General features: G+C 68.2%; 9 protein-coding genes. 2 read left to right on the top strand and 7 right to left on the bottom strand.

The window, feature by feature from the left end; translation table 11 throughout:
- Nucleotides 1–9 precede the first annotated feature (9 nt).
- The gene (locus QTI24_RS02770) at nucleotides 10–1197 is read left to right on the top strand and encodes an acetate/propionate family kinase (RefSeq protein WP_286598173.1); all 1188 of its coding nucleotides are present in this window, start codon (nucleotides 10–12) and stop codon (nucleotides 1195–1197) included.
- On the top strand, nucleotides 1194–1982 hold the full coding sequence (gene fabI, locus QTI24_RS02765) for an enoyl-ACP reductase FabI (protein ID WP_286598172.1): 789 nt from the start codon (nucleotides 1194–1196) through the stop codon (nucleotides 1980–1982). Before QTI24_RS02770 ends, fabI begins: the two co-directional genes overlap by 4 nt.
- A 15-nt stretch (nucleotides 1983–1997) precedes the next feature.
- Here the strand turns inward: fabI and QTI24_RS02760 are convergent, their stop codons facing one another.
- The 7 genes from QTI24_RS02760 to QTI24_RS02730 all read right to left on the bottom strand — a co-directional run bounded on the left by QTI24_RS02760 (nucleotide 1998) and on the right by QTI24_RS02730 (nucleotide 11829).
- Nucleotides 1998–2510 (bottom strand): PgaD family protein, encoded by a 513-nt coding sequence (locus QTI24_RS02760; protein WP_286598171.1) that lies wholly within the window; start codon nucleotides 2508–2510, stop codon nucleotides 1998–2000.
- Between the two features lie 16 nt (nucleotides 2511–2526).
- Nucleotides 2527–3780 carry a poly-beta-1,6-N-acetyl-D-glucosamine synthase gene (gene pgaC, locus QTI24_RS02755; protein ID WP_286598170.1) on the bottom strand — a complete coding sequence of 418 codons (1254 nt, stop codon included), beginning with the start codon at nucleotides 3778–3780 and terminating at the stop codon, nucleotides 2527–2529.
- A 29-nt stretch (nucleotides 3781–3809) separates the two neighbouring features.
- Nucleotides 3810–5615 (bottom strand): poly-beta-1,6-N-acetyl-D-glucosamine N-deacetylase PgaB, encoded by a 1806-nt coding sequence (gene pgaB, locus QTI24_RS02750; RefSeq protein WP_286598169.1) that lies wholly within the window; start codon nucleotides 5613–5615, stop codon nucleotides 3810–3812.
- The gene (gene pgaA, locus QTI24_RS02745; protein ID WP_286598168.1) at nucleotides 5612–7660 is read right to left on the bottom strand and encodes a poly-beta-1,6 N-acetyl-D-glucosamine export porin PgaA; all 2049 of its coding nucleotides are present in this window, start codon (nucleotides 7658–7660) and stop codon (nucleotides 5612–5614) included. The genes pgaB and pgaA overlap by 4 nt, the downstream gene beginning before the upstream one ends.
- 139 nt (nucleotides 7661–7799) lie before the next feature.
- Nucleotides 7800–8144, bottom strand: a complete 345-nt coding sequence (locus QTI24_RS02740; protein WP_286598167.1) for a hypothetical protein — start codon at nucleotides 8142–8144, stop codon at nucleotides 7800–7802.
- A gap of 75 nt (nucleotides 8145–8219) precedes the next feature.
- A complete protein-coding gene (locus tag QTI24_RS02735; protein ID WP_286598166.1) occupies nucleotides 8220–10703 on the bottom strand; it encodes an efflux RND transporter permease subunit in 2484 nt (827 codons plus the stop codon).
- Between the two features lie 19 nt (nucleotides 10704–10722).
- Nucleotides 10723–11829: a WD40/YVTN/BNR-like repeat-containing protein gene (locus QTI24_RS02730; protein ID WP_286598164.1), complete on the bottom strand. Its 1107-nt coding sequence runs from the start codon at nucleotides 11827–11829 to the stop codon at nucleotides 10723–10725.
- Nucleotides 11830–11849: the final 20 nt, after the last annotated feature.

Raw genomic sequence — 11849 nt, 5'->3', positions numbered from 1 at the left:
GGTTACCGAATGAGCGATGCAATCGTCGTTCTCAACGCAGGCTCGTCGAGCCTCAAGTTCTCGCTGTTCGCGGGCATGGGCGATCTGCCCTTTGTCGCGGGCGGGCAGGTCTCGGGCCTGTACACCGCCGCGCCGCGCTTCGTGGGGAAGGACGCGGCCGGCAAGCAGGTCGCCGAGAAGCGTTGGGATGCCGACGCGAAGCTGGACCACCATGGCGCCATCGTGCACATCGTCGAGTGGCTGCGATCCACGCACGGCCATGAGCACAGGCTGGCCGCAGTCGGCCACCGGGTGGTGCACGGCGGCATGGACTATGCGGCGCCGGTGCGGGTCGACAGCGAAGTGGTGGCGAGGCTCGAGAAGCTGGTTCCGCTCGCTCCGCTGCACCAGCCGCACAACCTGGAGCCGATCCGCGCCCTGCTCCAGCGCGCCCCCGATCTGCCGCAGGTCGCCTGCTTCGACACCGCCGCGCATCGCTCCAACCCACCGGTGGCGCAGATGTTCGCGCTGCCGAAGGAGTTCTCCGACGCAGGTGTGCGGCGCTATGGCTTTCACGGGCTCTCGTACGAATACATCGCATCGGTGCTGCCGAAGTTCGATGCGCGCGCCGCGAGCGGGAAGACGGTCGTGCTGCACCTCGGCAACGGCGCGAGCATGTGTGCCCTGCTGGCCGGCCACAGCGTCGCCAGCACCATGGGCTTCACCGCCGTCGATGGCCTGCCGATGGGCACGCGCTGCGGCGCGCTGGACCCGGGCGTGATTCTCTACCTCATGGACGAGCGCGGGATGGATGCGCGCGCCATCGAGAAGCTGATCTACAGCCAGTCCGGCCTCCTCGGCGTCTCCGGCGTGTCGAGCGACATGCGCGAGTTGCTCGAATCCGACCGGCCGCAGGCGAAGGTGGCGGTCGACCTTTTCATCTACCGCATCGGCCGCGAACTCGGATCGCTCGCGGCCGCGCTGGGTGGACTCGATGCCATCGTCTTCACCGCGGGCATCGGCGAACACGCCACCGTGGTGCGCGAGCGGATCTGCCGGCAGGCCGCATGGCTCGGCATCGAACTCGACCCCGATGCCAACGCGAGCCGGGGGCCTTGCATCAGCAAGCCGGGCAGCCGCGTCGCCGCATGGGTGATCCCAACCAATGAAGAACTGATGATCGCCCGACACACGCGGGACTTGCTCGCACGAGGATGAGATCCATGTCGCCTCAGCACAACCCCGTCCTCGCCGGCAAGAAGGCGCTCGTGGTGGGCATCGCCAACGAATACTCCATTGCCTACGGATGTGCGAACGCATTCCGCAGCCTCGGTGCCGAACTGGCGATCACCTATCTCAACGAGAAGGCGCGCCCGCATGTCGAGCCCCTGGCGAAGAAGCTGGACGCGCCCATCGTGCTGCCGCTCGACGTCGAGCAACCGGGGCAACTCGAAGCCGTGTTCAAGACCATCGAAGACCAGTGGGGGCGGCTGGACATCCTCGTGCACTCCATCGCGTTCGCGCCGAAGGCCGACCTGCAGGGCGGTCTTCTCGACTGCTCGGCGGAGGGCTTCGGGCGTGCGATGGACGTGTCATGCCACTCCTTCGTACGGATGGCGCGGCTCGCGACGCCGCTGATGACCGAGGGCGGCACCATGATCGCGATGAGCTACCTCGGCGCGCAGAAGGTGGTGCCCAACTACAACGTGATGGGTCCGGTGAAGGCGGCGCTGGAGGCGACATGCCGCTACCTCGCCTACGAACTCGGCCCCAAGGGCATCCGCGTGCATCCGGTCTCGCCCGGCCCGCTCAAGACGCGCGCCGCCTCGGGCCTGAAGGATTTCGACCTGCTGCTCACCGAGGCCGCGAACCGCGCGCCGGTGGGCGAACTGGTCGACATCGACGATGTCGGCTTTGCCTGCGCCTACCTCGCGACGCCGTATGCGCGGCGGCTGACCGGGCAGACGCTGTTCGTCGATGGCGGCGTGAACATCATGGGGTGATGGTGCCCGGGTGAGTCACGAAGACGGCGTCACCGTCACGCTCGTGATTCGACCTTCATCGAAGTGCACACGCAGGCAGCGCGACTCGCGCCACACCGGAAGTTTCGACACGAGCACACCCGCGATCGCGAAGTGCTGCTCGGGAGGCAACGGTGGCACGTTGTGCTCGGCGTCCACCTGCCGTGACAGGTCTCGTCGACGGAGTACTCCTGACAAGACGAGCCAGGCCACGAGGACCGCGGCAATCCAGACATAGGGCCGCAGGTCCACCGTGAACGCGATATCGATCTTTTTCCTGAGGAACGCCTCCAGTCCAGGGCTGAACCAGCCAATGACGATCACGATCGGCTTGCGAAGGATCCACAGGTAGGCCAGCCAGACCGCGATGGTCAGCACCAGGTCTCGAATGCGCATCCACCACGGCGCGTGAGTCCGCGGGATTCGGGGCGGCCATTGCTGCGGCGGCGCCGGCCCGACCGGGGGCTCGCCGTCTCGCTGAGTGGTGTCGACAGGCGTCTCTCGATGCATTGCATCCTCCTGAAGGTCAGCGCAGGCCCCGGTCCGGGCTGACCCAGGTGCCGCGCATCCGGCCCAGATGCCAGATGGCCCGCGGGGCCCCGACGATCGACGCCAGGGCCTGGACAACCCAGAACACCAGGGGGTACCAGACGAGCCAAAACAACGACCGGTGGATCCCGCGCTCGAAGCGTTCGTCGATCGCCACGCTGGTCAGGGCCTGCGCGAGGAAAGTCAGCGCGAGAATCTGGCCCCAGTCGCGCGGGTAGGGGCCGAAGGCCGGCCAGAATTCCGGGAAGCTCAGCCCCCAATGTGCGAACAGCGGAACGGCGACCCAGAACAGAAAGCCGATCCCGACCGCGTAGGCCCAGGCGATCGCCACCACGAAGTTGACCCATACCGGCAACAGGCGCGGCCGGCGCAACAGCGATGGCAGGACCTTGATCATGACCGTCGTCCCTCCCTCGCTCCATCGCACACGCTGGCGCCACAGTCCGCGCAGAGTCTCCGGCATCAGGATCCAGCACATCGCCTTGGGCTCGAAGGCCAGGCGCCAGCCGGCGAGCTGGATGCGCCAGCTCACATCGACATCGTCCGTCAGCGCCTCGCGCGACCACCAGCCGGCGTCCTGCAACGCGCGCTTGCGGAAGGCACAGATGACCCCGGAGACAGTGAAGAGCGATCCGTACACGGTCTGCGCTCGCTTGATGAGCCCCACGATGGACGAAAACTCGCCGACCTGCAGGCGTCCCAGGAGCGTTGCATGGTTGCGTACGCGCGGATTGCCGGTGAGCCCGCCGATGCTTGCGTCGGTCTGGAAGCGACGCACCATCCACGTCAGCGCGTGCGGCTCGAGCAGCGCATCGCCGTCGATGCATACCAGCAACTCGTGCCGAGCGGCCAGTGCGCCGGCGTTCAGCGCAGTGGACTTGCCCTGGTTGCTGTCCAGGTGTACGACGCGCAGCGTCGGCATCTGCGGGATCAGGGCTTCAAGCCATGCTCCGGTCCGGTCGGTGGAACCGTCGTTGATCGCGATGACCTCGAAGTTCGGGTAGTCGATTCGCGACAGTGCCCCGAAAGTCTCGGCCAGCTGCCGCTCCTCGTTATGGCAGGGCACCAGCACCGACACCCCCGGGTAGTCCGCAAGCGGCGGCGGGTCCTCCGGCCGCGGTTCATGGCGGCCGCGCAGCCAGACGTAGAGCAAGCCGCCGCTCATCCAGTACAACGCCATCACGAATGGATAGCCGAAGCAGAAAGTGGAGATGACGTCGTGAAGGCTCATTGGTTTCGCTCTCGCAGTGAGCTCCCGCGTCAACGTCGCAGCGGGAAGATGGACGCCGACACCCCGGGCGCCGCGACGGCCGCTGCAGGAATGTCGGCGACCGGATCGTCGGGGCACCAGCCCAGCGAGACGCCGCCGTGGCGCTGGAAGTCGACGGCCTTGCGGGTGAGCAGGCGTGCATCGGGCGGCGCGGAGCCGGTGAACCAGCTCAAGAGCGTGGGATCGACACGCGCGAGGCGGTTGTCGGCGACCGGATCGCCGAAGCCAGTTGGCACCAGGCTGATTTCTGCCAGCGGGTGCGGCGCGGCGACGGCGCGCGTCGGCGCGAGCCACAGCAACTCCAGTCCGGGTCGGGCGGCATCCAGGGCGGCGAAAGCCCTCCACCCCAGTGCGTCGGGCCCGTCGGTGCGGCCAAGCGCCTTGAGCATCGAACGTCGCCGTTCGCGCACCACCCACGCGGACCAGCTCAGGGGAATGCCCGGACGATGCTCGAAGAGCGGCGGCGGATCGTCGAAGCGCACCGGCTGTGCCAGCGGCCCGGCGTCTTCGAGCAGCCAGCCGTCCAATGGCACCAGTGCGCCCAGATCCTCATAGAGGCGCTGCACGCGCGCTTCATCGCCCAACGCGGCGAGCGCCCGGCGGTGAGGCAGACGGGCGTAGACCTTCACGTCGGCGCGCGTATGCATTTGCCAGGCAACGCGCGAGAGCCAGTCTCCCGCCAGCGGCAGTTCGCGTGTCGGAAACCAGGCGGCGGTGATTCGCCCCTGCGCGTCGTGGCGTACCGCATCGACGACGAGGCCGGTCACGCCCAGTGCTCGCACGCGTTCGATCGCGCGACCCAGGCGTTCATTGCTGGCGACCTCATCGCCGGCCCACAAGGCGGCCGGGTCGAGGCACACCAGGCGATCCACGCGTCTTTCGTTCGGATCGGGCCGCAGGCTCTGCGCCAGTTCCAGCAGCGGCGGGTTGTAGGTGGGCAGGTAGCGGACCAGTCTCAAAGGCTCGTTCAAGAATGCGGGCCCCCGGTCGAGCACGAGAGCAAATTCGAAGCCCAGGTCGCGCGCCGATTGCGTGCCCAGGGCGTTGTAGCGACCGTAGGGCCAGGCCAACGCACGCGGCGCGCGGCCCAGTTCGCGCTGCAGCATGGCGCGCCCGCTCGCAAGGTCGGCGCGCAATGCTGCTGCAAAGTCGGCTTCGCTCTGGTAGCCAACGCCGGGAACGTAGCTGCGCGTCACCGCCGAGGGCATGGTGTTGCCCTGCGGGTTGCCGACGACTTCAGCATGCAGCGCCTGGCTATGCAGCGCGAATTCAACCAGCCGCGAGCGCTGCATCTCGCGCGCCTGATCCCAGGTGATGAAGCGCTCGCGCGGGACCATGCGGCTGCCGTATTTCACCATCGAGCCTGCGGGCGGCTCCATCCAGTTGCCCACCAGCGCCGCGATGATCGGGAAGCCGTAGGCCAGGGCCAACGGATAGACGCGGGTGTACAGACTCCGGTAGCCATCATCGAAAGTGATCAGCACGGCCTTGGCCGGCAGCGCGTCCTCGCCGCGACCCGCGCGCGCGATGTCATCGAGCGAGACCGCGGTCCATCCGTTGCCGACCAGCCAGTCGAAGAAGCTCACCAAGCGGTCGGTGGTGACCGCGTCATCGTCGAGTTCCCCCTTGGAATCGACCACGTCATGGAGGGCGACACTTGCGAAGGTCGGCGTCGATGCCGACACCGACGATGGTTGTTGCGCCAAGGCGGGCCGCACCGCAATGCACGCGCCCACCAGCAACAGCACGCGCGCCAGGGCGTACATCGCGGTGTTCATGACATGGTTCGCGCTCATCTTCCAAACCTGTGTTCAAGCTTCAGGTAGCCGTTCAGGGTGCGCTCGCGCTGGCCGTTGTACACGTTGCTCGCCCACTCGATGCCCCAGGTCAGCTCGGTCCAGGGATCGTGGCGCCAAGTCTGTTCATACGCGGCGCCGCCCACCGCGTTTCCGCCGAAGAAGCGTTGCTCGAACATGCCCACGGTCAGTCGCAGCCGTTGCAGGAGTGTGCGCTCGTAGACGCGCCACATGACATGTTCCACCTGTGCCTCGATGGAAGGCAGCCATGACTCCTTCGGATTGAAATACGGCGTGACCAGCAAGCTGTTGCGCTGCCATTCGACGCGCGGCTTGAGCGTGACGTCCAGGTGCGGCCGATCGAGCAGCTTGAGAGTGCCGTCGATCGTCACCTGATCCCGCTTGTTGCCGTCGCTGAAGTCCATGTACTGCGCCTTCAGGCCCGCCTCCGTCGATTCGTTCCACGCATAGCGCAGGCCGCCGCGCACCGCATCCGCGGTGATGCCGTGGAAGTCTGCGCGCAACGGGGCGTCCGGCGAATGCTTCGCGGCGTCCGCCAGGAAGGTCCAGTGATCGGTCGGCTCCCACTGGGCGGCGAGCGAACCGCCGGAAGTGTTCAGGGAGCCCGTCTGCGACCATGCCAACGCATTCAGCTTCCAATCGGGCCAGCGCGCCTGCACCCCGCCGCCGACGCGATGGCGCTTGGCGCGCCCTTCCTCCAGGGAGTCGGAGCTGCTGTCGGCCAGACCGATGAGCCGCCATGTGCCCCCAAAGGTCGAGGACTCGACCTGAAGGCTGACCTCCCCGCCGTTTCCGGGCCCTTGAAGTGCCTGGCTGTCGGTGTGCCTGCCTCCCAGCTCGAATCGCACGCTGGGGCCCATTGCGGCGTCGAGTTCCCGCCGCACCTGCTGCACGCGTGGAATGTCCGCGCCTTGCTCCAGCAGCGGCGCCAGGCGCTCCTCGGCCCGCAGCAGGCGATGTCGGCGCGTGTCCGAATCCACCTGCTGCACGCGGATGCCGAAGTCTTCGGGTGCGAGGGCCGCGGCGATGTCGATGCCGTCCTCGGCCTGACGGGGCCAGCCCTGCTGTGCAGCGACATCGGCCGCCTGCGCGCGCAGCCATGGGAGGGCCGGCGCGCCGCGCTCCAGCGGTGCGATGCGCGCCCAGGCGGCGGCGGGCATGTCGGCATAGCTGCGCATGGCGGCGTCGAGCGCTTGCGCTTCGAGCCAGGTGTCGTTCCCGCGCGGCGTCTGCAGCTCGCCGGCACTGCGCCACGGCGGCCCTGCAGCGGCCAGCAGGGCGTCGACGGTGGCGAAGGCGGCGTCGAAGTCCTCGCTCTCCGTCTCCGCGTAGGCGCGCCCGGTCATCATCGACCGCCACGGACCGTCCTCGTCCTTGCGCTCTGCCGGCGACAGGCGCTGCAGGGCCTCTTCGTAGACGCGGCGCGCATCCATGGGGCGGCGCAGTGCGAGCAGCGCGTCCGCCTCCGCCTGGAGGACATAGGCCGGAACGGCGTCGCCCGTCGCGCGCAGCAAGCCCACCTGGTCCACCGCCTCCTTCCAGCGCTCGCGATGGCGCAGGGCCACCGCACGGTCGCGCTGCAGGCGAGTGATGAGCCCTGCGTCCGGCGGGGCGGCGGCACGCGCCTCGGCGAGCAACTCGTCCAGGCGGGCCAGTGCCGGATCCACATCGTCGAAGCGCCGCCGCGGATCCGGCGAAAGCGGGGGGATGTCGATGGCCCAGCGCAGGCGTTGGCCGGCCACGCGGCTGCGCACGCCCGCATCAGCGCGCGCGCCCAGCGCATGGGCCGCGGCACTCGAGGCGCCCAGTTCCATCAGCACATCGGCCAGGGCCTGCGCAATCTCGGCGTTGTCGAGTTGAAAGCGCCGGGCCTGCGCGATGGCGGCGAGGGCCGCGTAGCGATCGCCGGCTCGCAGGGAGGCGCGGCCGCGCTCGAGCAGCGCCGACGCGTCCGTCCCGGCATCGGACCGCTTGTCGGCCCCGGATTGCGCGCGGGCGGCTTCAGCCAGGCCGGGCGCCGGCATGGCCGGGTCGAACGGCGGTGGGGTCTGTCCTGCCGTACCGCTGCATGCGGCAATCCCGGCTATTCCGACGCACCTCCAGCGCATCCGGGCCGTGAATCGCAGTCGAAGCGTCATTGGCCGGGGAGCATGCGGTGGAAGGTCAGCGCCCCATGCGGCTGTCGTAGCCTCGCGAGATCCGATCGATCAGCGCGGGATCACGCGGTCCCGTGGCGTCGAACTGCACGCGCACGCTGCCATCCGCCTGCCGGCGCACGCTGGTCGACACGGTGCCTCCGCCGAGCGTGCCGATGATCATGCCGCTGGCGCGGTCCTCGGTGTGGATCGCGAGCCCTTGGTCGCGCATCGCAGGCGCCGCTGCGTCGAAGGAGCGATCGAAGTTGGCCGGGGCCATCACTGGATAGGCGGGTGGCGCGTAGTAGGTGCAGCCGCACAGTGCCAGCACGGCGGCGAGCATCGCGACCCGCGGGATGATCCAGATCCTCATGTGTGCCTCCATCCTTCGCACGGCGGGCTGCCGCAGCGGCCATCGATAGTAGATCGAATGGCTCGAATTGCACATCTATGACTCCTGGATCACGACACGCGGCTGGCGTCCTCCCTTTGGCTCCAGAGACTTCTTTGCTTCTTGGCTCACATCGCGCCCCGGCAGCAGGAAGTGCGACAGCGCCGGAATCAGCACGACCGCGCCCACCATGTTCCACACGAACATGAAGGCCAGCAGGATGCCCATGTCGGCCTGGAACTTGATCGGCGAGAACGCCCAGGTGACCACGCCCGCCGCCAGCGTGATGCCGACCAGCACCACCACCTTGCCCGTGAACTGCAGCGCTCGGCGGTAGGCCTGCCCAAGTGATTCGCCCTTGCGCTGGAAGGCAAGCTGCACGCTCAGGAGGTACAGCGCATAGTCCACGCCGATGCCCACGCCGAGCGCGATGACCGGCAAGGTGGCGACCTTGACGCCGATGCCCAGCGCCACCATGAGCGCCTCGCACAGCACGGAGGTGATGACCAGCGGGACCACGGCGACCACCACCGCGCGCCAGCTGCGGAAGGTGATGAAGCACAGCACGATGACCGCTGCATAGACGAGCAGCAGCATCTGGCCCCAGGCCTTGCGCACGACGATGTTGGTGGCGGCCTCGATGCCGGCGCTGCCGGCGGCCAGCAGGAACTTGCGGTCCTCGCTGTCATGGGCCTGCGCGAACTCCGCGCTCGCTCGCACCACGCCGTCGAGCGTCTCGGCCCGATGGTCCGACAGGTAGGCGATCACGGGCATCACCGAACACTCGGTGTTGAAGAGGTCCGGATTGTTGACGCTCGCCTGCTGTGCGCCGTAGTTCAGCACGTCCTGGTTGCGCGCGATGGTGAGCCACTTCGGGCTGCCCTCGTTGCTGCCCGCGGTGATCTGGCGCACCGCGCCGGTCAGCGCCACCGTGGTCTGCACGCCGGGAAGCTGCTGCAGCGTCCAGGCAAGGCGATCGGCCTCAACCAGCGTGGGGTACTTCAGGCAGCCTTCCTTCGCGGTCTTGACGATCACGGCGAAGGTGTCGCTCGACAGCGCGTAGTGGTCCGTGATGTAGGCGTTGTCGCGGTTGTAGCGCGAGTCGGGCCGAAGCTCCGGTGCGCCGGGATCGAGATCGCCGATCTTCAAGCCCTGGCTGACGCCGAAGCCGAGCACTGCAAGCGCGGCGCTCGCCACGACCGCGCGCAAGGCCCAGCGCCGTTCGACGAAATGCCCGAGCCAGTTCCACAGGCGCTCGAAGCCGCGTGCCTTGCCCGCGCCCTCTTCCGCGTGCAGGCTGCGCGCCGCCGCTGCGGGGCTCACGCCGACATAGGAAAGCAGCACCGGGAGCAGGATCAGGTTGGTGAAGATGAGCACCGCCACGCCGACGCTGGCGGTCAGCGCCAGCTCCTGGATGACCGGGATGTCGATCACCATCAGCACGGCGAAGCCGACGACGTCCGCGAGCAATGCGGTCAGGCCGGCCAGGAACAGCCGGCGAAAGGTGAAGCGCGCCGCGACCAGCCGGTGCGCGCCGCGCCCGATGTCCTGCATGATGCCGTTCATCTTCTGCGCGCCGTGCGAGACGCCGATCGCGAACACCAGGAAAGGCACGAGGATCGAGTAGGGATCGAGTTCGAGGCCGAAGGCCGCGACCAGCCCGAGTTGCCACACGACCGCGATCAGCGAACACGCAATCACCAGTCCGGTGCTGCGCACGCAGCGCGTGTAGAGGTAGATGATGGCCGCGGCGATCAGCGCGGCCACGGCGAAGTAGAGCGCCATCAGGTGCAGCCCGTCGATCAGGTCGCCGACGAGCTTGGCGAAGCCGACCACGTGCATGCGAACGGCCTGGGATTCGCCGGCCGGTGTGGCCTCGTAGCGGGTTCGAAGCTGCTCGATGGCATGCGACAGCGCACGGTAGTCGATGCGCTGGCCGGTGGTCGCGTCCTTGTCGAGCAGGGGCACCACGATCATGCTGGACCTGAAGTCGCTCGCGACAAGACTTCCGACCAGTCCGGAGCGCGCGATGTTGCCCCGCAGTTGTTCGGTGGCTCGTGCCGAGCCGTCGTAGCCGTCCGGCATCACGGGGCCGCCGCGCAAGCCCTCCTCCGTGACCTCCGTCCATCGCACGGAAGGCGTCCACAGCGACTTGAGCCAGGCGCGGTCCACGCCTGGCATCAGGAACAGCTCGTCGTTGATCTTGCGAAGCGTGTCGAGATAGCCCGCGTCGTAGACGTCGCCGCGCTTGTTCTCGACCACGATGCGCAGCGAGTTGCCAAGGCCACGCAGGTCGTTCTTGTGCTCCAGGTAGTTCTGGATGTAGGGATGACCGTGCGGGATCATCTTTTCGAAGCTGGCGTTGAGCGACAGCCGGCTCACAGCGAGCGCCGCCAGCACCACTGTGACGAACGCGCAGATGAGCATCACCACGAGACGGTGATTGAAGACCAGCCGCTCGAGGATGGAACCGGAGCGGGGGTCGAAGGTGTCGAGCGTCGTGTGCTCGTGATCCTTCTCGGAATCGAGGGGGGTGTGCATGAGGAAACTCCGGCCGCGTTCAGGACAGCGGCAATGGGCGCGCCGCGCCGCGTGGCCCGGCGATGACGAGGGCGCCGCCGGCGGCTTCGGCCACGGCGGCTGCAGGCATGGGCTGATCGACGCGCAATGACTGGAAGCTCGCGCCGTCATCCTGGCTGACGAGGACGTGGCCGGCCTGGCTGACCAGCACGATGCGGCCGTCGCTCCGGCGCAGGCCCGCGGTCAGGCCGGTCTGCACGCCGGTGGTGACCTGGGACCAGCTCCGGCCGCCGTCGGTGCTGCGCACCACGCTGCCGCGCAGGCCGAAGGCGATCAACGCACGCGTGCCGGCAACGATGCCGAACAGAGTGCCCTTGTAGGGCGTCTCACGGATGACGAAGCGGTCCGTGGCGCTTTCGAGCTGCAACGCCAGCCCCTGTTCGCCCACGACAAAGACGTCGTCGGCGACGGACCGGACCGCATAGAGGTGCAGGCTCTTGGGGTTGTCCAGCGCATGCATCAGCGGCTCCCAGCGCGCACCGCCGTCGTTGGTGCGCAAGGCCAAGCCGAAGGCGCCCACCGCATAGCCAGTTTGTGCGTCCTTGAACCAGACATCGAGCAAGGGGTTCTCCGCACCCTGGGCCGCGAAGCGTTTGGCTTCGTCGAGGAGGGCCGCGGCGCGCTGGGCCTCGAGCCCCTGCGCTGCGCCCACGCGCTGCTCGTAGTAGTCGACCACGAGACCGCCCATGCGCCTGCCGTCGAGTTGGAGCGTCCAACTCTGGCCCGCGTCCGTGCTGCGCAGGATCACGCCGTCGTGGCCCACGGCCCAGCCCTGTCTTTCCGTCGGAAAGCAGACCGCCACCAGGTCCGAGCTGACCGGCACTTCGGCCTGCCGCCAGCTCGCGCCGCCGTCATCGGACAGCAGGACATGCCCGCGCTGGCCGACGGCGACGATGCGATGTCCCGCACGGGCCAGCCCGTTGATGAGCGAGCGAGCGCCCAGTGGGCTGCGCACGGCCGGGGTGTCGAGCACGTCGCGCCATTCCTTGCCGGGGGCGGCTGTCGCTGCCAAGGCCGCGACGGTGGCCCCGCCGCAGGCCAGTGTCAGCGCCCCGATGAGCGAGCGCCGCGATGGATCGAATGTCATGTTCCCTGCTCCCTCATGCC

The organism is Variovorax sp. J22P240, assembly GCF_030316855.1.
Classification (GTDB): Bacteria; Pseudomonadota; Gammaproteobacteria; order Burkholderiales; family Burkholderiaceae_C; genus Variovorax.
The sequence above is the reverse complement of the archived record's forward strand: the minus strand, read 5'-3'. Positions and strand labels throughout refer to the sequence as shown.